The organism is Thermogemmatispora sp. (assembly GCF_042408735.1).
In the GTDB taxonomy this organism is placed as follows: Bacteria; Chloroflexota; Ktedonobacteria; order Ktedonobacterales; family Ktedonobacteraceae; genus Thermogemmatispora.
The window spans coordinates 14,033-36,069 of the sequence record NZ_JBHOQV010000156.1 but is presented as its reverse complement, the minus strand read 5'-3'; the positions used below and the strand labels follow the sequence as shown (position 1 = coordinate 36,069).

The window sequence follows — 22,037 nt, the reverse complement described above, 5'->3', positions numbered from 1 at the left end:
GCAAGCATGACCCGGTTCAGTCACGGTCAGCGAGGAGGCGACCAGCGAGCGAGTCGAGTCTGCCGACAGGACAGAAGACAGGAGAGAGCAACAGTGAGCCAACGAGAGCAGCAACAGGCACAGGCAGGGGCATTCATCCACGGCCTGCTCATCGAGAAACAATGCGACTACGACGCCTTCTACCACCTCACCTTTCTGCTGGGCAACAGCATCCTGCTGCCGGTCTTCAGCAGCGCCTCCAGGATCGTCGGAGCCAGGGGAGCACCGGGTCCGCAGCTTCAGGTAGGGAGAAGCTACCATCTGCTCCTCCTGATGAGACCGAGGCAGCTCAAATACCGTGGAATGGGAGAGGGAGCAGGCAAGCCGGGGCTGGTAGCGCTGGCCCTGCGGCAGGTAGCGCGGGACGCGCGGGGCGTCTCGGGAGAGCGGATAGTGCTGCAACACCACCCCGTCTCGGGGCGCATCATCGACCCTGACTGGGAATGGGAGCACCAGCGCTACATCCTGGTCGAAACGGCCATCGGGCGGGCAGTCCTCAACCGCAAAGCGGCCCAGGACGACCTCAAAGAGCGGGCCGGCGAGCTGGCGGCGGGCAGCCTGCTGGAGTGGGAGCTTTGGCGCAGCGAGCTGCTCGCCGTGCTGGATGGAGCCAGGCCAGGCTCGAGCTAGCGCGAAGCGGGCCGGGGCAGGCCGCTGAAGCGAAGCGGGCCGTGAGTGCCAGATCAAGCAGACAATGGAACGAAGTATCTATAAAAAGGGGCCTGAGCAATTGCGCGCACCGCGAAGATAGTGTACAATGTATCAGGTTCAGGCGAAAAGGCCATTTCTTGGGACATGCGAGGGTAAGGCTGATGAGACAGGCAGATGGCTCAGAGCTGCTCGGTGCAGGCGATCCCCGTGCAGAAGAAATTGGTGTCATCTACGTCGCACCTACGGATGAGCGGAAAGATGTGCTAACGGCCATCCTGACACAAGAGAAGCTGGGACGCAGGCAGATAGCCATTGTCTTACCAGAGCAGAATCGCGCCTTTCAGCGCCGCGTCGACTTCGAGGTCCTCAAGATGCGGCGCAACCCCCAGGCACGGCTGATCTTCATAGCGCCGCCCCGTTCGGAGCCAGCCGAGTACGCGCGCCAGCGTCGCTTTGCGGTCTACTCCTCTCTGGAGAGCTACGCGCGCTCGCTGCAGGACAGGTGGGCGGGAGGCACGGAGGAGGAAGGGGAAGCAGCCTGGCCGCAGCGGCTGCGCCGTCTGCTGGGCCTGCGCGGCAGGACCGGCGGCAGCGAGGGCCAGGACCGGGCGGAGAGAGGTCGGCAGAGAGAGCGACTCAGCCAGAGACCAGGTCCAGCAGAAGAAAGCGCCGTCTCACCTGAACCAGAGCCATCCCAGTCAGGCCCGCGCGGCTCCTCGACGGGCAAGGCCGCAGCAGCCGGCGCCCTGGTGGGGAGCGCAGCAGGCATAGGCTGGGCAGCTCTGCAGCAGGAGCGCCAGCCAGCGGATGAGGAGCGTCCCCCCGCGGACCTGGAGGCCCTTGAAGAAGACGAGGAGCTACCACCGGTCGTAGGCGCGGGCAGGTCGCTGCCGGCCGCCGCCCGCTCTGGAGCGGGCAAGAGCCAGCCGGTGACCCCACCAGCCCAGGAACAGCAACAGGGGCCAGAGCAGGGAGAAGAAGAGCAGGGCGCACCGCCCGTCTCACCGGCAGAAGCGGGTGCCGTGGGAGGAGCGATTGGTCTGGCCGCCGCCCAGTCCCAGGCCAGCCGGAACCAGGGAGAGCAGGAGGCCGCCCAGGATCAGGAGGAGGTCAAAGCCAGTGCCACGCCCCCGCGCACGGCGCCGGGCAGCGCTGGTCCGAGCATCATCCGCTTCCCACACTCGCGCCGCATTACGGCCAAGCTGCCGCTGGCGACCAACGCCTATGCGCCCAACGTGGAGGCGGCCCGCCAGGGGAGCAGCAGCGGCAACGGAGGAGCAGGCAGAATGGCGGCAGCGGCTGGCGCGGGAGCGCTGGCGGGTGCCGCTGCGGGGGCGGCCTTCGCAGGAGCTGGGACGGGTATGAGCAGCGGCGGAGGCAGCAGCGTCAGCGGGGCAGGAGCGCCGCCGGTGGTGCAACCGAGCGGGGTTTCGACCCTGCCGCCGCCGTTGACGCCGCTGCGCCAGCGGGGAGCGAGGAGACGCCGACGGACGCCGCTCCTGCTGGCCTTGCTGGTGGCTGTCCTGTTGCTGCTGCTGATCGGCTGTGGAACGCTGGCGGCGGTGAGGCCACAGTTGCTGGGACCGGTGGCGGCGATGATGCCTTTTGGGACGCCGGGGGCCACGGTGACGATCACGCCGGCCAGCGTCGATGTGAAGAACCAGTACCTGATCACGGGGGTAACTGGGCAGCCCGACCCGGCCCAGCGCCAGATCCAGGCCCGCCTGCTGACGGCCGCCCCGGGAGCGCAGACGAAGACGGCGACGGCCACCGGCCACGGCCAGACCCCCGCCGTGTCGGCCCGCGGAACGGTGACCTTCGTTCACTACGGTGGCACCTGGGAGAGCGTGCTGAGCGGGACAAAATTCCCGCTGGCGAACGGACTGGCCATCATCACCGACGAGACGGTGAGCCTGCCCCCTGTGGATAGCCCGGGCCAGCCTGTCTCCCGAACCGGACGTGCACACGTGGTCCCCGCGGGCAGCGCTGGCAACCTGCCGGCGGGCGCCATCAGCAACCGGCTCTGCTGCGGAAGCGACTCCATCTGGGCCACGAGCGGAGCCTTCACGGGCGGGCAGGACCCAGAGAGCTACACCTTTGTCCAGCAGAGCGACATCGACAACCTGGCCACCCCGCTCAAAGCCAGCCTGGCCCAGCAGGCCCAGCAGCAGTTCCAGCGCCAGCTCCGCCCCGGCGAGCAGCTCGTCGGCCAGCCCGCCTGCCAGACCACCGTCAAAAGCGACCACCAGGCCGGCGACCACGCCAGCAGCGTCACCGTCACCGTCTCGGCCACCTGCAGCGGCGAAGTCTTCGACCGGCAGGCCGCCCTGCGCCTGGCGGCAAGCCTGCTTGGCCAGGAAGCCGGCAAGAAGCTGGGAGCCAGCTACGCCCCCGTGGGCCAGCCCCGGACCACCATCAGCGACGCCACCCTGATCAACGCCCGCCAGGGAGTGGTCTCGATCACCATCACCGCCGAAGGGCTGTGGGCCTACCAGTTCAGCGCCGCCGACAAGGAGCGGCTGGCCCACCTGATTGCCGGCAAATCCCGCAGCGAAGCCCAGCAACTGCTGCAGCGGCAGGAAGGCATCAAAGCCTCCGACATCCAGATCGCCCACGGCAGCGAGCGCCTGCCAGCCGACAGCAAGCAGATCAACATCGTCATCGCCACCATCAGCGGGCTGCAGCCGGGCACGGCCACCTCAACCGTCCCGGCCAGCTCGCCGATCATCACCCCGACCAGGCCCGAGCCGGGGACACCCGGCACCACGGGCAAAGGCTAGAGGGCCAGGGCCAGGCCGGCACCAAGCGGGGCAGGTCCCTGGCCGACCGATCCCCCAGAGGAGCCAGCCACTGGGCAGACCTGTGGGCATCCATTTTACATGGAATAGCGTCGCCGTAAGCAAATAGAACACAGCCAACACACGACCCGTGTTGCCAGACGAACCGGGGAGGGTACCCGTCAATGGCACGCAGCAAGGAGTCCGAACGCAGACAGCAGGAACCAGCCAGGCGCTACCTGGGCAACTACGAACTGCTCCAGACGCTGGGACACGGCGGCTCCAGCATCGTCTACCTGGCCCGTCACCGCATCCTGGCCAGGCGCCCGCTGGTGGCCCTCAAGCGCCTGCTGGCTCCCCTCGAATCGGAACAGGAGCGCGACCGCTTCATCGCCGAGGCCCGCCTGCTGGAAACCCTTGATCACCCCCACATCCTGCCGATCCTCGACGCCGGCATCGATGAGACGGACTGTGCCTATCTAGTGGCCCCCTATGCCGCCGGCGGCTCCCTGCGCGAGCGGCTACGGCGAGCCGGCAGGCAACCCCTGCCGCTGCCCGAAGGACTCTCGCTCATCCGCCAGATCGGGGAGGCCCTTGCCTACGCTCACGGGCGCGGCATCATCCATCGCGACCTCAAGCCGGAGAACATCCTCTTCGACGAGGAGGGCCAGGCCCTGCTGGCCGATTTCGGCCTGGCCCTGATGTTGGGATCGAGGAGTCTGGAGGCAGCCAGCATCAGCGGCACCCCGGCCTACATGGCCCCTGAACAGTTCGCCGGGCAGGTCTCGCGCCAGAGCGACCAGTACGCCCTGGCCTGCATCGCCTACGAACTCTGCAGCGGCCGGCGCCCCTTCGAAGAACGGGACGCGGTCGCCCTCATGTACTGCCACACCCAGCGCGAGCCGCTCCCGCCGCGCTACTGCAACCCCTGCCTGCCCAGGGCCGTCGAGAGCGTCATCCTGCGGGGCCTGGCCAAAGAGCGCCAGCAGCGCTATCCCGAGGTCAGCGACTTCATCGCCGCCTTGCTGGCCGCCGCTGGCGCCAGCCGGCACCAGCCGGAGCCGGAGGAGGAGCCAGAAGCCATTAGCAGCCCCGGGCAGCGGGCAGGAGCCATCTGGGGAGAAGAGCCAGTCCAGCCCGGGGCCGAGGCTGCAGCGGAGAGCCTTATCCCAGTCGAGCGAGAGCAGACCGCCGCCCACGCGGCAGCACCGGCCCAGTCAGCGCTGGGGCCGCTGGTGCCCGCCTGGCAGCCAGGGAAGAGCAAGGCCGGGCAAGAAGCCACCCTGAGACGGTGGCGCTTCCCCCACCTGCGTCGCCAGCAGGCCCAGCGCCCCAAATCCAGCCAGGAGCCTCCCCAGACCGTCGCCCTGGGAAGCAGACGGCCACCCCGGCAAGCCAGAGCCTTGCTACTGACGTCAGCCCCGGCAGCGCCGGTCAAGCCGGTCAAACCGGCAACACTGGGAGGACCCAAACCAGCAAGGCCGCAGCGGCCCCGAGGTGCGGCTCGCTGGCGCTGGCTGGCCGTGCCGATGGTCCTGGGACTGGCGCTGGTGACGGCAAGCCTGGCGCTGGCCTACGGTGACCCGGCGGCCCTCGGCCCCCTGGGAGAAGCCCTGCCCTTCGGCGCTCCTCTGGCCACAGTCCACCTCCGGCCGGCCAGCGTCGCCCTGACGCGCCAGTACCTGGTCACCGGGGTGACGGGACAGCCCGACGCGGCCCAGCGCCAGATCCAGGCGCGCCGTCTGAGCACGACGGCCCGCTCTCAGCCGCAGACGGTTACGGCAACAGGCCACGGGATCACACCCGGCGTGCAGGCCCGGGGAACAATCACGTTTTTCAACGAGGCAAGCATCTCACAAACAGTGCCCCAAGGAACGCTGCTCTACGTCAGGCTCAATCTCAGCGTAGTCACCGACGAAAGTGTAACGCTGCCGCCTATACAAGACCTGAACAACCCCCCAAGTGCCACGGCAAAGGCCCATGTTATCCAGCCAGGCGCAGCAGGCAACTTAGCTGCAGGGGCGATTCATAACTGGTGTTGTTCAAGCACGACTATCTGGGCCCGAAGCGGCGCCTTCACGGGAGGGCAGGACCCGCAGCCCTACACCTTTGTCCAGCAGAGCGACATCGACAAGGTGGCCACCCCGCTCAAAGCCGGCCTGACCCAGCAGGCCCAACAGCAACTTGAGAGCCAGGTTCGGCCCGGAGAGCGGCTCGTCGGTCCCGACTGCAGCACCAGCATCAACAGCGACCACCGGGTTGGCGACCACGTCGGCAGACTCAGCCTCAGCGTCGTTGCCACCTGCAGCGGAGCGGCCTACAACGCTCAGAGCGCCCTCCAGCTCGGGGCCGCCCTCCTGCGCCAGGAAGCCGCCCGCAGCCCGGGGCCGGCCTACGCCCTCGACAGCCAGCTCACCGCCACCATCGCCGACGCCAGCCTCGGCCAGAACCAGCAGGTCATCGTCACCGTCAGAGCACAGGGGCGCTGGACGTATCAATTCAATGAAGCAGCCCAACAGCACCTGCGCCAGCTCATTGCCGGCAAGAGACGCCCTGACGCCCTGCGCCTTCTCCAACAGCAGCCGGGCGTCGCCGGCGTCAGCCTGACCCTGGTACGCAGCCCCAGCCAGCTCCTGCCAGCCGACGCCACCGGCATCAACATCGTCATCGACGGCGCCGCCTGAGAGCGAGTCCTCACCCGACCCAGGCGGGCAAAACCAGCTCACGGCCAGGCCGGCAAGCAAAGAGAGCGCAGGCCCAGGCGGCCATAAGGAAAACGTCTAAACAGGTGAGAGCGCAAGCAGAACTGTGGTAGAATAGAACAACGGCAAGGCAGCACAAAACCTCGCGGTCCAGCCGACTCCGCGGGCAGGGCGCCCGCCAACGTTGCAAGAGAAGAGAAAGGACAGGCACGCAGGCATGCTGGCTTTGGAAGGCAGGCAGCTCGGCAACTACGACGTCATCCGGCGCATTCGCGCCGGCGGCATGGGCGCCGTCTACGAAGGGCGCCAGCGCACCGCCTTTGGCAGGCGCGTGGCCATCAAAGTCATCCTGGGCGACTACGCCAACGACCCCGACATGCGGCGCCGCTTCGCCCGCGAGGCGCGCACCATCGCCCGCCTGCAGCACCCGCACATCCTCCCGCTCATCGAATTCGGCGAAGAGCAGGGGCTGCTCTACCTCGTCATGCCCTTCATCGACGGCGGCACCCTCACCAGCTACCTGCGCCGCGTCTACCGCCCCCGCCAGACAGGGCGCGAACCGCTCCCCTTCGACCTGCACGAACTCATCGACATGTACCTGCAGCTCCTCGAGGCTGTCGAATACGCCCACGACGAGGGCCTCGTCCATCGCGACATCAAATCCTCCAACGTCCTGCTTGAACTATCGCGCAGCGGCGTCCCCCACGTCTACCTGGCCGACTTCGGCCTCGTCCGAGCGGCGCGCCAGGCCGAGAGCCAGATCGGCAGACCCATCCCACTCGACCAGGTCCCCGGCACACCCCAATACATGGCCCCCGAACAAACGCGGGGCATCGTCACCCCGCTCAGCGACATCTACGCCCTTGGGGTCCTCCTCTTCCAAATGCTGACCGGAGAACTGCCCTACGATGACCCCGACGACATCAAAGTCATCCAGATGCAACTGCGCGCCCCCATCCCGCGCCCATCGCGCCACAACCCGCGCCTGCCAGCCACCTTCGACCGCGTCGTCCGCAAAGCAATGGCCAAGCGAGCCGAAGAGCGCTTCCAGAGCATCGCCGCCCTACGCGAAGCCGTCCTGCTCGCCCTCGAAGCAGCCCAGCAAGCCGAGGGCCCGGACGACCTTGCGCCGGACCTCGCAGCCACAGAGACCGACAGCGAACTGCCCGGCGAGCCGCGCCGCTCGCAGCCGCATCCCCTCGCGGCAGGGACCTACCCCGGGGAAGCCTACGAAGCCTACGCCGACCCAGACGAGCCACAGATCGAAGAGCTGCCGCCGGAAGACCTCGCCGCCGCAGCCACCCTGCCCGACATCACCGCCGAAGCCCGCCCGCGTGTCCTGCCCGACCTGCGCTCGCGGCAAGAGCCACGCACCCTGGCCCTGCCCATGCCCGAGCCACTCACCATCCCACGGCGGGGCCGTCCCCCCGTCCTTCCCGAGCAGGCCCGGGCCGCCGTTCAACGCATCACCGAAGAACCCCAACCGCCAATGAGAGGGCATCAGCGCCGCCTCAGCAACAGGCGCCCCCTCTCACTCTTCGTCGCCATCGTCCTCATCGTCATCGTCATCCTCCTGCTCCTCCTGTTCGTAGCCCGCTCCCTCAACCTGGGCCTCGTGCCATCAGGCATTCCTCTGCTCGGCGCCGACCCCAGCGCCACCATCACCATCAGCGTCCAGAGCCGCACCCTCGAAGACACCTATCTGCTGACCGCCTCACCACAGATCCAGGCCGTCGATCCCAACACGCGGGCCATCCCGGCCCGCCTCCTCAAAAGCAGCCGCAGCCTCAGCCAGACCATCGCCACCACGGGCACCCGCAGCACCCAGGGCAGCAACGCCCGTGGCTTCCTCCTCTTCAGCAACCACGGCCCCCAGCCAATCACCATCCCAGCAGGCAGCACCTTCACCGGCAACTCCGGCGTCAGCGTGCGCCTCCTGACCACCGTCATCGTACCAGCCCGACAGGGCGACCAGGACGGAACCGCCCTGGCCAAAGCCCAGGCCATCAGCGCCGGCGCCCAGGGAAACATCCCCGCCGGCGACATCAACCAGCCCTGCTGCGGAGAGTCGAACGCCATCCAGGTCACCAACCCCGCCCCTTTCAGCGGCGGCAGCGACGGCAGCACCGTCCACATCGTTGCCCAGGCCGACCTTGACCGCGTGCGCCAGGCCCTGGTGCCCCAGATCGAGCAGCAGCTTGCCGACCAGCTTCGGGCCGCCCTCAAAAGCGGCGAGACCCTGGCTGGCACCCCCGACTACCAGGTCAGGCTCAATGCCGACCCACCCCTCGGCAGCCAGGCCGACCAGGTGCGTGTCCAGATCCAGGTCACGGGCAGCGTCACCGCCTACGACCCCAGCCGGGCCCGTCAGCTCGCCGGCATCCTGCTCAGCCAGCAGGCCCGGCGCACCCTCGGCGCGGCCTACCAGCTCCAGCCGCGCAGCCTCAAGAGCGCCGACCCCAGCGTCACCCAGCGCGGCAGCGGCGGCATCGTCTACCTCAGCGTCAGCGTACGCGGCACCTGGAGCTACCACATCGCTCCCCAGACCATCGCCCACTGGCAGCAGGACCTGCGCGGCACCGGCAGCGAGGTCGCCCTCACCTACCTGCGTTCCCAGCCCGGCGTCGCCTCCGTCCAGATCAGCCTGCCCCTCGGCAGCCAGACCCTGCCCCAGCGCCCCGACCAAATCCACATCGTCGTCAACGGGCAATAGCCGGCCACCGCGGCGTCGGGCCACCGCCCGGCGGCTCGACTCGACTCGGCTCAGCCCGGCCCGGCCGGCGCCCTTGACAGTGAACCTGCGCAGCAGGTATCATTACCACAGATAACTGACTGATAGTCAGTCGGTTTAGTCATCGGCAAGGCGAAGGCAACTGAGCCAGAGCAAGACTCACGTCAAACTGCAAAGAAAGCAGGCCACCATGAGCCAAACCACCCATGCCGCCTTTATCACCACCAGCGAGCGCGGGCTGCGCCACGACATCCTACCGATGCGCCTCTACCACAAAGCCAAGAAGCTAGGCATCTGGGACCCGAGGGCCATCGACTTCTCCCAGGACATCCAGGACTGGCAGCGCCTCAACGACAACGAGCGCGAAACGCTCCTCTACCTCAGCTCCCTCTTCCAGGCTGGAGAAGAGAGCGTCACCCTCGACCTACTGCCGCTCATCCTCACCATCGCCCGCGAAGGCCGACTGGAAGAAGAGATGTACCTCACCACCTTCCTGTGGGAAGAGGCCAAGCACACCGAATTCTTCCGGCGCTTCCTCGACGAGGTTGCCCACGAACACAGCGACCTCCACCGCTACCACACCCCCAGCTACCGCAAGATCTTCTACGAAGAACTTCCCCAGCGCATGCACGCCCTGCTCAGCGACCCCTCACCCGAAGCCCAGGCTCGCGCCAGCGTCGTCTACAACATGATCGTCGAAGGCGTCCTGGCCGAAACGGGCTACTACGCCTATTTCAACATGCTTGAGCGCCTCAACATCATGCCCGGCCTGCGCCAGGGCGTCGGCTACCTCAAGCGCGACGAATCGCGCCACCTGGCCTACGGCGTCTTCCTCCTCTCGCGCCTCGTCGCCCAGGACCCGCGCCTCTGGGACCTCATCCAGAGCTACATGAGCGAGCTGCTGACCTACGCCCTAGGCGTCATCAACGAACTCTTCGAAGTGCGCGAGAGCCAGGAAGCACCCGCCTTCGACCTGCAGATCGACGAATACCTCTCCTACGCCACCAGCCAGTTCCAGAAGCGTCTCGAGCGCATCGGACGCGCCCGTCAGCAGACCCTGGAAGACATCTACCAGACCAGCGAGGAACCGGCATAGATAGCCTTTCTCCTTCTAGCAGCGTCTCCCTCCCACCCCTGTATGGTCACCATCGCGCGCAGCCCCCTGAGCCGCCTCAGCGGCCCAGGGGGCCTTATCCTCACACCATGTGCTATTACTTAGAATGAAAGGAGAGGAAGAGGAAGCAACCAGCCAGGAGAGAAAGCAACCAGAGGAGAAGAGCCGAGGCCATCGCCTCCTGCGCCTCCTGATCTGGCGCCAGGAACCCAAGGCGGGGCCGGCGGCAGCAAGCAGCCATGACAGCCCAAAGCACCCATCGCCATCCCGTCAAAACCATCGTCATCTTCGACGGCAGTTGCGACTTCTGCACCGCCATCGCGCAACTGCTCCAGCGCCTCGACTGGCGCCGACGTCTGACCTGTCTGCCCTTCCAGATCGGCGGCCTGCCCGAGCGCTACGGCCTCAGCAGCCAGCAATGCGAAGAGAGCGTCTGGACCATCCTTCCAGATGGCCGACGCTACCGCGGCGCCCAGGCCATCAGCCTCATCCTTGACCAACTCATCGGCGTTCCCCTCCTCCAGCGGCTCTACCGTCTCCCCGGCCTCGCCCCACTCGAAGAGGGCCTCTACCGCTGGGTCGCCAACCATCGCCAGTACCTGCCCGGAGTCACCCCCTTCTGCCAGCGACCCGGCAGCCCCTGTGATCCACCAGCCCACCGGACCACCTGAACACTCCTCCCCGACCCGACCCAACCCGGCCCGGGTCCCTCGAGCGGTTCCCGGCAGAGCCACCCACCCCATCCTCTCCCTCACCGTTGGCCAGCACGTCCCCTACTCGCTGGCCAACGGCTCAGCCGGCAGTCTGCCACTGCGCAGCGCCTGGCGCACCTGCTCCACCTCCTGGGGATCATGCAAACAACGCTCGCTGTAGGAACGCTGCCAGATGCGCAGCGGCGGCGTCGGACCGGGCGCGCGCACCTGCTCCAGATGGGCCAGCCAGGCCACAGCCACCAGCGACTTGAAAGCTTCCACCACCCGCCCCAGCGTCATCGCCTTGTTCGTATTCCCCTCAAAGGACACGATAAAGTGCACCTCCTGCGACCCCACCACAAACGTATCTAGAATCAGGCCAGGGAAAGGGCGAGACAGGGCCTGCCAGGTCTCTTCCAGAATACGCCGCAAGGCCGGATCCTCGAAGCCGGGCGCATACGGCTCCGCCTGAATGGTCACCAGATACGTCCCCGTCCAGCCATAGGCATGCGTCGGCAGGCGCAAAGGACGCCCCACCTGGCTCTTCTCAGAACGAGGGGTTGGGGGAATATCCATCGCCTTCTTCATACGAAACACACCTCTTTCCACCTTTCCTCCGCAACTCTCTCCAATCAGCAGAGTAACAAGAGCGGCACAACACGACCGGGCAGATCACAAAAGCACCACTTCCCGGTACTGCCATCCAACAGCTCTTGCACATGGTAACACAGCGGCAAGCCCCCGACAAGCCCTCGGGACCACCGCCCCACCCTCGGGAAGCAGCTACTCCGAGACCGTCCCCGCCACCCGCTGCAGGCAGAACGCCTGGCGAGGCCCCATCTGCAGCAGACGCTCACGCGTCACCTCGATCGCCAGTGGACTCTGATCGCAAGCGATCCAGCGCCGGCCCAGACGCTCGGCCACCGCCGGCGTCACCCCGCTTCCACAGAAGCAATCGAGCACAAGATCGTTCTCCTCGCTGGAAGCCAGCAGTACGCGCTCCAGCAAAGCCGCCGGCTTCTGTGTTGCATACCCATTGCGCTCAGGGTCGCGCTGATGCAGATGACTGATGTCGCACCAGACATCGGCGGGCGTCATCCGCTCATCCTCATAGTAGCGATAGAGGCGCCCACCCGAGTGGATCGTCCAGCAGACGCGCCCATCCTCAGCCACCTGCCGCCGCATATGATTGCGCCGCTCCCGCCCGCGCACCGGACCCACTCGCTCCCCATGAAAGCAGTACTGGCGCGAGCGCGTATACAACAGCAACGTATCATGCTTGCGAGCAAAACCACGCGAGCGCCGCGGGCGCCCTCCGGAATGATAATGCCAGATGATCTCGTTCTGAAAACCACCGCCCGCCGCCGCCGCCTCACGAAAGACCTCATCCAGCAGCAGCCGCGCGAAATGCACGGCCCGCCAATCCAGATGCACATAGAGGCTCCCGTGGGGAGCCAGCAAGCGATAGAGCAGCAAGAACGTCTCATAGAGCCACTGCAGGTAGCCATCCAGGTTACGCTGCCAGCGATCGTGATAAGCCAGGCCGCGCCCGCCGCGATAGGTCCGCTCAGTCATAAAAGGAGGATCGACATAGATCAGGTCAACGGCCCCAGCGAACTCCCCCAGCAAGGCCGGCAGCACCAAACGCTTATCGCCCTCAATCAGACGGTTCTCCCACCCCTCCATCCCCGCGGTCCCCCCAACCAGCTCTGCGCCTGCCCACGGGGCAGGCGGCACATGCTCGCAGGTCTCCAGAAGCGGCGCCGGCGGCAGCCCCGCCGCATAGGGATTGTGCTTATGCTGCCAGATGAGTTCTGCCACCACTGCCGAAGATCGTTCCTTCCTGGATACACCGGGCACCCAGCCAGCTCCCCCCACAGCAGGCAGCCCCTGGCCTGGCCGGCTGAGGATCGCCCACAACCCATTACTATAGCACAGGATAACTCAGCCGCAAATACAGGTCCCGGGTCCCGGGCCTGGCCCACCCAGTCCCATCTCCCCTCGCCGTCCCCTTATCTCCATATAGACATATAGGGATCAAAGAAGGTACAATACAGAACGAGGGGCGGTGGAAGGAAGCGGCAACCCTGATCAGCAAGGGGGTGAGACCGCAGCGACCAGCTCCTGCGAGAGCGCAGCACAGCAGAGTCATCCTCAACCAACCAGACAAGCAGCCAACACCCACTCACCGACCGATCGACAAAGGCACAAACCAATCACCCGATCGCCTCGCCCCAGGTCCACCGGCGGGCGACCCGCCCTCCTCGCCGGCGGCCACCCGGCGACTGGCCCAGCCAGCTCGAGGAGCGTCTCGCGCGCGGCGCGGCGCGGCGCAGCGCCCGTGCGCACCTACCCAGCTCACCATCACAGCAACGGAGGCAAAGCGCTCATGGAAGCAGCAGAAAGTCGCATCACCGTAGCCTCACGCATCGACCGCCTGCCCCTCTCCTCCCTACACCGCCGGCTCAGCCTTGTCCTGGGCATCGGCACCTTCTTCGACCTCTATGACATCTTCCTGGGGGGACTGCTCGGGGCCGTCCTGGCCCCCCTCTTCCACCTCTCCACCTTCCAGACCGCCCTCATCATCGGCTCCGGCTTCTTCGGCATGTTCCTCGGGGCCATCGTCCTTGGCATCATTTCCGACTACCTCGGGCGGCGCAGCATGTACATGATCGACCTGCTGATCTACTCCCTCTTCTCCCTGTTGGCCGCCTTCGCCCCCGACTTTCTCTGGATCATCATCTTCCGCTTCCTCGCCGGCATCGGCCTGGGAGCTGAGCCGCCCCTGACCGACATCTACATGGGCGAAATGATCCCGCGCCACGCCCGCGGGCGCTACACGGCCTGGTCCTACACCCTGGGCTTCTTCGGTGTCCCCCTGGCGGGCTTCGTCGGGCGCTTCGTCGTCAAAAGCAGCTTTCTTGGACTGGACGGCTGGCGCTGGCTGCTCATCGTCGGCTCACTGGGCGCCCTCATCGTCTGGCTCCTCCGCCGCAACCTCCCCGAATCGCCGCGCTGGCACGAGATCCGCAAAGACGAAGCTGCCGCCAACGCCGCCCTGACCAGCATCGAAGAGCAAGTCATGCACGAGCACGGTCTCACGGAGCTGCCCCCGCCCCAGCCGGTCATCGTCGAACCCCAGACGCGCGCCACCATCGCCGAAATCTTCAGCGGCATCTATGCCAGGCGCACCATCATGCTCTGGATCTTCCAGATCCTGCAAACCGTTGGCTACTACGGCTTCGGCTCCCTGGCACCGGTCGTCCTGACCGCCAAAGGCTTCAGCGTCGTCAGCTCTCTGGGCTACGTTGCCCTGAGCTTCCTGGGCTATCCCCTGGGATCATTCATTTCCATTTTCCTTGTTGAGCGCCTCGAGCGCAAATGGCTGATCGTCGTCTCGGCTCTCCTGATCGCCCTCTTCGGCCTCAGCTTCGGCTTCGCCACCTCAGCCGTCATCCTGGTCATCTCCGGCTTTCTCCTCACCACTGTCAGCAACGTCTTCTCCAACGCCTTCCACATCTACCAGGCCGAAATCTTCCCCACGCGCATGCGAGGCACCGCTGTCGGCATCGCCTACAGCCTGAGCCGTCTCGTCAGTGCCATCCTCCCCTTCGCCGCCCTCCCAGTCCTCCACTCCCTGGGGGCCGTCGCCGTCTTCGCCGGCGAAGCGGTCCTCCTGCTCATCCTCTGCCTGGACGTCGCCCTCCTCGGCCCCCGCAGCACCGGACGCACCCTGGAGGTCATCGCCCACTGACCACTCCTCTTCAGGGCCGCGCAACCCGGGCCGGGCCCGGGCCTCTTGCCAGCACCGGCCGGGTGGGGCACAATAGAGAAGAAAGGAGGCTGAGCGCTGAGCGGGAAAGTCTCGCCCCCGCTCAGCCTCTCCTACTCGGTCTTGAGCTACCAACGGAAAAGGACGGACACACGAGCAGCCATGCACCTGAACGACCTCCCTCTCTCAGCCTTTATCGCCCCTGACGGCAGCAACCGGGACGCCGTCGCGACGCTCCTGACGCAGGCCCTCAACCTGGCCCTTGAATACGCCACCCACGCCCTCGACCTGCCTCCCCTGCCCCTGGAGCCATCCGACCTGCCCCCGACCACCCTGCCCGAGCACGGTCTGCCGGAGGGGCTGCTCCTCGACCAGCTACGGGCCCTGCTCGTCGCCTCGATGCACCCCGCCCACCCGGGCTATATAGGGCACATGGACTCCCTACCGACCACCATGTCCCTGGTAGGCGACCTCCTGAGCGCCGCCTTGAACAACAACATGCTCAGCATCGAGATGTCTCCTCTGCTCTCGCGGCTCGAATGGAACACCCTGCGCGAGCTGGCGCGCCTCTTTGGTCTGGGAGAGTGGGCCGGCGGCATCCTTCTGAGCGGCGGCAGCCTGGCCAACCTGGAAGCCCTGGCCATCGCACGCAACCACAGCCTGGGCCTGAGCGACGGTGCTCTGGTCGCCAGCGGCCTGCGTCCCGTCCTCTTCGCCTCGGAGGCCGCCCACACCTCCCTGCAGAAAGCCGCCATGCTGCTTGGACTGGGCAGCCAGGCCGTCATCCCCGTCCCGCTCGACAGCACCGGCCATCTCGACGTCCACCGGCTTCCCCTGCTCATCGAAGAGGCCCTGGCACGCGGAGAGCATCCCTTCTGTCTGGTCGCCACTGCCGGTACCACCGTTGCCGGCCTCATTGATCCGCTGGCCCGCCTTGCCCCCATCGCCCGCCGCTACGGCCTCTGGTTCCACGTCGACGCCGCCTACGGCGGCGCCCTCATCTTCTCCGAGCGGGGGCGCGCCCTGCTGGACGGCATCGAGCAAGCCGACTCTGTCACCTTCAACCCCCAGAAGTGGCTTTATGTCGCCAAAACCTGCGCTGCCCTCCTGCTGCGCAACAGCGACCTCTTCCTGCAAGCCTTTCGCACCGCCGCCCCCTACATGGGCCCGCGCAGCGAGCCGGCGTCGGAGGAAGCAGAAGCGGCAGTCCCCTGCAACCTCGGCGAAATCGCCCTCCAGGGAACGCGCCACAGCGACATCCTCAAGCTCTGGCTCTCCCTGCAGCACCTGGGCCGGCGCGGCTACGCCCGGCTCGTCGACGAGAGCTGTCGGCTGGCCAGCTTCGCCTACGAGCGCCTGCGCAGCCTGCCCGAGCTGCACGTCGCCCATGCCCCGGAAACCAACCTGCTCTGTTTCCGCCTCGAGCCGGCCTGGCTGCCCACCGACCGTCACGACCAGCTCAATGCCTCCCTGCAAGCCTGGCTTCTGGAGCAGGAGCAGATCTTCCTCTCGCTTCCCCTCTACCGGGGTCAGCGCTGGCTGCGGGCTGTCTTCCTCAATCCCTATACCTCCGAAGCGCTTATCGAGCGGCTCGGGAGCGCAATTGAGCGCTTCCTGGCAGGCGAGCGCCGACGGGCCACTGCCAGCCAGACCCATTGACGTCCCGCCGCCCCCAGGCACTATACTCAAGGAATGAGAAGCACCGTCGGAGGAGCAAACAGCCCCGCAAAAGGAGCGAGCAAGAGCATGACAGCCAGCACGGCAGTGAGCGCTGCCCACCTGCGCAAAGTCTATCGGGTCTACGAGCGCGAGGCCGGCCTGGGCGCCGCCCTGCGCGGCCTCTTCCAGCGCCAACTGCAAGAAATCGTCGGAGTAGACGACCTGACCTTCAGCATCGAAGCCGGCGAGATCGTCGGCTTCCTCGGTCCCAACGGGGCCGGCAAAACCACCACCCTCAAGATGCTGGCCGGCCTCCTCTACCCGAGCGCCGGCGACGTGCGCGTCCTGGGCCACCTGCCCTGGCGCCGCGAGCGCGCCTTTCTGCGCCAGATCGCCCTGGTCATGGGCCAGCGCCATCAACTCATCTGGGACATTCCCGTCATCGACTCCTTCGAACTCAACCGCGCCATCTACGGCATCCAGCCGGCTCACTACCGGCGCATGCTTGACGACCTGACGGCCCTCCTGGACCTGGCCCCCCTCCTGCATAAACCGGTCCGCAACCTCTCGCTGGGAGAGCGCATGAAATGCGAGATTGCCGCCTCCCTGCTGCATCGTCCACAGATCCTTTTTCTGGACGAACCGACCATCGGCCTCGATGTCGTCATGCAGCGGCGCATCCGCGACTTCATCCGCGAATACAACCGCCGCACGGGGGCGACCGTCCTTCTGACCAGTCACTACATGGCCGACGTCGAAGCCCTCTGCCGGCGCGTCATCCTCATCCACCACGGCAAGATCCTCTTTGACGGCGACCTCACGCGCCTCATCGAGCGCTTCTCGCCCTACAAGACCATCGCCGTGCGGCTGGAGGAACCAGTTGACCTGCGTCCCTACGGCGAGGTCCTCAGCCAGAGCGACGGGCAAACCAGGCTGCGCGTTCCCAAGAGCGCCGTCGCTCGCCTCACCGGGCGGCTCCTGGCCGACCTGCCAGTCATCGACCTCAGCATCGAGGACCCTCCCATCGAGACCGTCATCGAAGAGATTTTCACCCGCGAGGAGGTGGTCTAAGGCACCATGAGGCAGCTCATCGCCGTCTATCGCCAACAACTCAAAACCGCCATTGCCGAGCAACTGCAGTACCGGGCGGCCCTCGTCATCTGGCTCCTTGAAGTCGCCCTCGGGCCGGCGGTCTCCATCAGCGTCTGGTCGACCGTCGCCCGCAGCGAGGGAGGAGAAGTGAAGGGCTACAGCCCCTCCGGCTTCGCCGCCTACTTCATCGCCACCATGCTTGTCAACTACGCCACCCAGACCTGGGTATTCTGGGAATTCAGCCGGCGCGTGCGCGAAGGCGAATTCTCCCCGCTGCTGCTGCGCCCCATCCATCCCATCCACGGCGACATCGCCCAGCATCTGGCCTACAAGATCCTGATGCTGCCCGTCATCGGGCTGGTCACGCTCGTCCTCCTGCTGGCCTTCCACGCCAGCTTTCTCCCCAGCCTCGTCAGCCTGGTCGCCTTTCTGCCGGCCCTGCTGCTGGCCTTCGCCCTGCGCTTCGCCCTCGAGTGGACCCTGGCCCTGCTGGCCTTCTGGCTCACCCAGGTCAACGTCATCAACCAGCTCTACGTCGTCATTGTCCTCTTCCTCTCGGGCCAGCTCATCCCCCTGACCTTCCTGCCCGCAGGGCTGCAAACCGCCGCCACCTGGCTCCCCTTCCAGTGGATAGTAGCCTTCCCAGCGGAGCTGCTCGTCAACCGCCTCAGCCCCTCGGCTATCGCCACCGGCTTCCTGGTCCAGTGCCTCTGGCTCCTGGTCAGCCTCGGCCTCCTCGCCATCACCTGGCGGCGCGGCCTCAGACGCTACACTGCTGTAGGAGGATAAAAAAATAGCGATGGGCATCAAAGATCTCTTGCACCTTGCCGGTACCTTCCTGCGTGTCAGCGCCCTGGCCACGCTGGCCTATCGCGCCAATTTCTGGCTCCAGCTCGCCGAATCCTTCATCGAGCTGAACACCGCCCTGGCCTTCGTCAGCATCGTCTTTTCCTATACCCACACCCTCAACGGCTGGCGCCCCGACGAACTCCTCTCCTTGATCGGCATCTACTTCCTGATCGGCGGGACCATCAACATGATCATCCTGCCCGGCCTGAGCCGCCTCATCGAACAGGTTCGCGAGGGGACCCTCGACTACCTTCTCACCAGGCCGGCGGAAGCTCAGCTCCTCGTGAGCCTCCAGCAGATCGACCTGTGGAAGCTGCTCGACGTCCTGCTGGGCCTGGCCCTGGTCGTGGGCGCGGCCCTCTGGCACGGCAGCCTGCCTGGTCCGCTCCAGTTGCTGGCCTTCGCTGTGGCCCTCATCGCCGGCACCATCATCATCTACAGCTTTGTCCTCTTCCTGGCCACCCTCTCCTTCTGGTACGTTCGCATGGAAAACATCCTGGTCATCTTCGAAAGCATGTACGAGGCCGGACGCTGGCCCGTCGACCTCTATCCTGGCTGGCTGCGCGCCATCCTTACCTTCCTTGTCCCGGTAGCCTTTGCCGTCACCGTACCCGCCGAAGCCCTCACCGCGCGCCTGACCTGGCTCGCCCTCCTGGGAACCCTTCTGCTGGCCGTCCTGGCCTTCCTCGCCTCCCGCCTCTTCTGGCGCTTCGCCATCCGCTACTACAGCGGCGCCTCCTCCTGACCGGTGGCCAGAACCCTCCGGTCCCTCCCGTCTGTCCCTGCCCGCCCACCAGGGGGAGGGCCGTTCTTTCCCGCTTGACTTCCGGCACAACATATGGTATCTTACAGCCCGTACCTTCCTATATCTTGTGTGTGCTCATTGGCAACCGAAGAGAGAAAGACACCCACAGGGCGATGCTGTCGTGGCATCGCTGAAAGATGGGGGAAGTCCGGTGAGAATCCGGCGCTGTCGCGCAGCGGTAAGCTGCCCGGGCGATCCGTCGTCGCCTGGCTCCTACAGGAGCCGGGCGAGCGGGGAGTGGCCACGGAGCAGCTAAGCCCGAATGCCCACCTGTGGGATCTGGCTCGATCCCTTCGCGTGAAAGGGTAGACCAGCGGCAGCCCGCCTGTTCATACCATGAGGCTGCCTGTGCGTGTCAGCCTGTTTCCGTCGGGGGAACAGGCTTTTTTCATCTTCAAGGAGGGAAAACGGCATGTCATTCTCAGCGAACCAGACGCGCCCGGCCTCGGTCGCAGGGCTGGACCCCGAGCAGGTCCTGGCGGAGGTCTGCCGCGGCTTTGAAGACCGCGCCGATCGTGCCCAGCTCCTGCGCGAGGTCCAGGCCACCCTGGGCGCCGACCTCTCCGAGACAGAGCTTTGGCAGGCCCTGCTCCTGGTGGCGCGTGCCCATATTGAACAGGAACCGGCTTTCAGCTACATCAGCGCGCGCATCCTGCTGCTCTCGCTCTACCGCGAGGCCCTCGGACCAGACGACCAGCTTCCCTGCAGCTTCGCCGAGATGGAGAGCGCCTATCGGCGCTATCTGCCCCGCTACATCCAGCGAGGCATCGAAACCGGTCTGCTTGACCCCCGCCTGGCCGACTTCGACCTGGAGCGCATCGCGGCCCTCATCCATCCCGAGCGCGACCTCCTCTTCACCTATCCGGGGCTTCAGACCCTCTACGATCGCTACTTGCTGCAGTACGAAGGACAGCGCTTCGAGCTGCCGCAGCTCCTCTGGCTGCGCGTCGCCATGGGCCTGGCCCTCAATGAGCAGCACAAAGAGGAGCGCGTCGCCGAATTCTACGAGATCCTCTCGCCGTTCTATTTCACGCCGGCCACCCCGACCCTCTTCAACGCCGGCACCACCCATCCACAGCTCTCCTCGTGCTACCTGACCACCGTCAATGACGACCTCTGGCACATCTTCAAATGCATCCAGGACAACGCCCTCCTCTCCAAGTGGGCCGGCGGCCTGGGCAACGACTGGACCCGCGTGCGCGCCCTGGGCGCCCACATCCGCGGCACCAATGGCCGCAGCCAGGGCGTCATTCCCTTCCTCAAGGTCGTCAACGACACCGCCGTCGCTGTCAACCAGGGCGGCAAGCGCAAGGGCGCCGTCTGCGCCTACCTGGAAAACTGGCACCTCGACATCGAAGACTTCCTCGACCTGCGCCGCAATACCGGCGACGAGCGGCGGCGCACCCACGATCTGCACACCGCCTGCTGGATCTCCGACGAGTTCATGCGCCGCGTCGAGCGCGGCGAGCAGTGGACCCTCTTCAGCCCCGACGAGGTCCCCGACCTGCATGAACTCTATGGCCGCGCCTTCGCCGAGCGCTATCGCCACTACGAGCGCCTGGCCGATGAGGGCAAGATCCGCCTCTTCAAGCGCCTGCCGGCGGTCGAGCTATGGCGCAAGATGCTCACCCGCCTCTTCGAGACCGGCCACCCCTGGCTGACCTGGAAGGACCCAGCCAACGTACGCTCCCCCCAGGACCATGCTGGCGTCATCCATAGCAGCAACCTCTGCACGGAGATCCTCCTCAACACCTCCGAAGAGGAGACAGCCGTCTGCAACCTCGGCTCCCTCAACCTGGTGGCCCACATCGTCGATGGTCAACTGGACCATCCAAAGTTACGGTCAACCATTCAAACGGCCATGCGCATGCTCGATAACGTCATCGACATCAACTACTATCCCACCCCCGAAGCGCGCACGGCCAACCTGCGCCATCGCCCTGTGGGCCTGGGCGTCATGGGCTTCCAGGATGCCCTCTTCCTGCTCGGCCTCAGCTATGCCTCTCAGGAGGCCGTCGAGTTCGCCGACCGCAGCATGGAAGCCATCTCCTATTACGCCATCCTGGCCTCCAGCGAGCTGGCTGCCGAGCGTGGCCCCTACCCCAGCTACCGCGGCTCCAAGTGGGACCGCGGCCTGCTGCCCATCGATACCATCGCCTTGCTCGAACAGGAGCGCGGCGAACCCCTCGAGATGGATCGCAGCACGACCCTCGACTGGGAGAAAGTGCGGGCCCACATTCGCCAGCACGGCATGCGCAACAGCAATGTCTTAGCCATCGCCCCCACGGCCACCATCTCCCTGATCGTTGGGGTCAGCCCCTCGATTGAGCCGATCTACAAGAACCTCTATGTCAAAAGCACCCTCTCGGGCGAGTTCACCACCGTCAACACCTTCCTGGTCAACGACCTCAAGGCCACCGGCCTCTGGAATGCCGACATGCTGGAAGCCCTCAAGTACTACGATGGCTCCCTGCAGGAGCTTCCCATGGTGCCCGAGGAGCTGAAGCAGCGCTACCTGACCGCCTTCGAGATCGACCCGCGCTGGCTCATCGAGTGCGCCAGCCGCCGCCAGAAGTGGATCGATATGGGGCAGTCCCTCAACCTGTACCTGGCCTCGCCCAGCGGCAGGCAGCTCCATGAGATCTACCTGCGAGCCTGGAAAAAGGGCCTCAAGACCACCTACTACCTGCGCACTCTGGCCGCCACCCAGGTCGAGAAGTCGACCGTCGACATCAACCGCTGGGGCATTCAGCCGCGCTGGATGAAGAGCGTCAGCCCCTCGAGCGCCATCCAGGTGAATCGTGGGGCCTTTAAGGAGGCCGTCCCTCCAACTGCGGCCAGCAGCAGCGGCCCCGGCCGGCCAACGCCGGCCAGCCCGACGCTGTCGCCCTTCGCCCCCTCCCCGCAGGCCCCCTCGGCCTGCTCGCTTGACGACGACTGCGAAGCCTGCCAGTGAGAGGACGGCAGGGCTAAGCTGCCAGAGCCAGAGCAGCGCGCTGGGGCCAGACAGTCCTCCCCACGCTCTCGCTCGCTCGCTCTGGCCAGTGGCCCCAGCGGCCGGTCAACCAGCTCGCAGGCCATACCCCGCGCGCGCGTCTGCACGCCCGGCCAGGCGCCAGACGCGCCCATTCACCCAGAGAGAAATCCATCTGTT

The 22,037-nt window shown here is 66.2% G+C and carries 14 protein-coding genes and 1 riboswitch; of the genes, 12 read left to right on the top strand and 2 right to left on the bottom strand.

Annotated features, from left to right (window positions below):
- The first annotated feature begins 93 nt into the window (after positions 1-93).
- The 6 genes from ACFMO7_RS17565 (at position 94) to ACFMO7_RS17540 (ending at position 10,685) form a co-directional block, all read left to right on the top strand.
- Complete coding sequence (locus ACFMO7_RS17565) at positions 94-669, top strand: hypothetical protein (RefSeq protein WP_376796786.1); 576 nt, start codon at positions 94-96, stop codon at positions 667-669.
- A 182-nt stretch (positions 670-851) separates the two neighbouring features.
- Entirely contained in the window at positions 852-3,470 is a 2,619-nt protein-coding gene (locus tag ACFMO7_RS17560) for a hypothetical protein (RefSeq protein WP_376796785.1), read from the top strand.
- Between the two features lie 182 nt (positions 3,471-3,652).
- Positions 3,653-6,151, top strand: a complete 2,499-nt coding sequence (locus ACFMO7_RS17555; RefSeq protein WP_376796784.1) for a serine/threonine-protein kinase — start codon at positions 3,653-3,655, stop codon at positions 6,149-6,151.
- 235 nt (positions 6,152-6,386) lie between these two features.
- Positions 6,387-8,882: a protein kinase gene (locus tag ACFMO7_RS17550; RefSeq protein WP_376796783.1), complete on the top strand. Its 2,496-nt coding sequence runs from the start codon at positions 6,387-6,389 to the stop codon at positions 8,880-8,882.
- 208 nt (positions 8,883-9,090) lie between these two features.
- Positions 9,091-9,996, top strand: a complete 906-nt coding sequence (locus ACFMO7_RS17545) for a R2-like ligand-binding oxidase (protein ID WP_376796782.1) — start codon at positions 9,091-9,093, stop codon at positions 9,994-9,996.
- A gap of 257 nt (positions 9,997-10,253) precedes the next feature.
- The gene (locus ACFMO7_RS17540; RefSeq protein ID WP_376796781.1) at positions 10,254-10,685 is read left to right on the top strand and encodes a thiol-disulfide oxidoreductase DCC family protein; all 432 of its coding nucleotides are present in this window, start codon (positions 10,254-10,256) and stop codon (positions 10,683-10,685) included.
- Between the two features lie 102 nt (positions 10,686-10,787).
- On the opposite strand, the gene ACFMO7_RS17535 is transcribed toward ACFMO7_RS17540, so the two are convergent.
- On the bottom strand, positions 10,788-11,294 hold the full coding sequence (locus ACFMO7_RS17535; protein WP_376796780.1) for a hypothetical protein: 507 nt from the start codon (positions 11,292-11,294) through the stop codon (positions 10,788-10,790).
- Positions 11,295-11,489: 195 nt separating this feature from the next.
- Complete coding sequence (locus ACFMO7_RS17530; protein WP_376796779.1) at positions 11,490-12,530, bottom strand: DNA methyltransferase; 1,041 nt, start codon at positions 12,528-12,530, stop codon at positions 11,490-11,492.
- A 565-nt stretch (positions 12,531-13,095) separates the two neighbouring features.
- Here ACFMO7_RS17530 and ACFMO7_RS17525 point away from each other — a divergent pair.
- The 6 genes from ACFMO7_RS17525 (at position 13,096) to ACFMO7_RS17500 (ending at position 21,839) form a co-directional block, all read left to right on the top strand.
- Positions 13,096-14,460: an MFS transporter gene (locus ACFMO7_RS17525; protein WP_376796778.1), complete on the top strand. Its 1,365-nt coding sequence runs from the start codon at positions 13,096-13,098 to the stop codon at positions 14,458-14,460.
- A gap of 180 nt (positions 14,461-14,640) precedes the next feature.
- Entirely contained in the window at positions 14,641-16,137 is a 1,497-nt protein-coding gene (locus ACFMO7_RS17520; RefSeq protein WP_376796777.1) for a pyridoxal phosphate-dependent decarboxylase family protein, read from the top strand.
- 87 nt (positions 16,138-16,224) lie between these two features.
- Entirely contained in the window at positions 16,225-17,208 is a 984-nt protein-coding gene (locus ACFMO7_RS17515; protein WP_376796776.1) for an ATP-binding cassette domain-containing protein, read from the top strand.
- A gap of 6 nt (positions 17,209-17,214) precedes the next feature.
- Positions 17,215-18,018, top strand: a complete 804-nt coding sequence (locus ACFMO7_RS17510; RefSeq protein WP_376796775.1) for an ABC transporter permease — start codon at positions 17,215-17,217, stop codon at positions 18,016-18,018.
- A gap of 10 nt (positions 18,019-18,028) precedes the next feature.
- Positions 18,029-18,823, top strand: coding sequence for an ABC transporter permease (locus tag ACFMO7_RS17505; protein WP_376796774.1), 795 nt, complete (start codon positions 18,029-18,031; stop codon positions 18,821-18,823).
- 150 nt (positions 18,824-18,973) lie between these two features.
- Positions 18,974-19,172, top strand: a riboswitch (cobalamin riboswitch).
- Positions 19,173-19,295: 123 nt separating this feature from the next.
- Positions 19,296-21,839, top strand: coding sequence for a ribonucleoside-diphosphate reductase subunit alpha (locus ACFMO7_RS17500; protein ID WP_376796773.1), 2,544 nt, complete (start codon positions 19,296-19,298; stop codon positions 21,837-21,839).
- Positions 21,840-22,037: the final 198 nt, after the last annotated feature.

Excerpts from the sequence above, each read along its gene's own strand:
- ACFMO7_RS17560 (WP_376796785.1), top strand. The coding sequence starts at position 852 with ATGAGACAGGCAGATGGCTCAGAGCTGCTCGGTGCAGGCGATCCCCGT.
- ACFMO7_RS17535 (WP_376796780.1), bottom strand. The coding sequence starts at position 11,294 with ATGAAGAAGGCGATGGATATTCCCCCAACCCCTCGTTCTGAGAAGAGC.
- ACFMO7_RS17540 (WP_376796781.1), top strand. The coding sequence starts at position 10,254 with ATGACAGCCCAAAGCACCCATCGCCATCCCGTCAAAACCATCGTCATC.
- ACFMO7_RS17520 (WP_376796777.1), top strand. The coding sequence starts at position 14,641 with ATGCACCTGAACGACCTCCCTCTCTCAGCCTTTATCGCCCCTGACGGC.
- ACFMO7_RS17505 (WP_376796774.1), top strand. The coding sequence starts at position 18,029 with ATGGGCATCAAAGATCTCTTGCACCTTGCCGGTACCTTCCTGCGTGTC.
- ACFMO7_RS17550 (WP_376796783.1), top strand. The coding sequence starts at position 6,387 with ATGCTGGCTTTGGAAGGCAGGCAGCTCGGCAACTACGACGTCATCCGG.
- ACFMO7_RS17525 (WP_376796778.1), top strand. The coding sequence starts at position 13,096 with ATGGAAGCAGCAGAAAGTCGCATCACCGTAGCCTCACGCATCGACCGC.
- ACFMO7_RS17510 (WP_376796775.1), top strand. The coding sequence starts at position 17,215 with ATGAGGCAGCTCATCGCCGTCTATCGCCAACAACTCAAAACCGCCATT.
- ACFMO7_RS17500 (WP_376796773.1), top strand. The coding sequence starts at position 19,296 with ATGTCATTCTCAGCGAACCAGACGCGCCCGGCCTCGGTCGCAGGGCTG.
- ACFMO7_RS17555 (WP_376796784.1), top strand. The coding sequence starts at position 3,653 with ATGGCACGCAGCAAGGAGTCCGAACGCAGACAGCAGGAACCAGCCAGG.
- ACFMO7_RS17515 (WP_376796776.1), top strand. The coding sequence starts at position 16,225 with ATGACAGCCAGCACGGCAGTGAGCGCTGCCCACCTGCGCAAAGTCTAT.
- ACFMO7_RS17545 (WP_376796782.1), top strand. The coding sequence starts at position 9,091 with ATGAGCCAAACCACCCATGCCGCCTTTATCACCACCAGCGAGCGCGGG.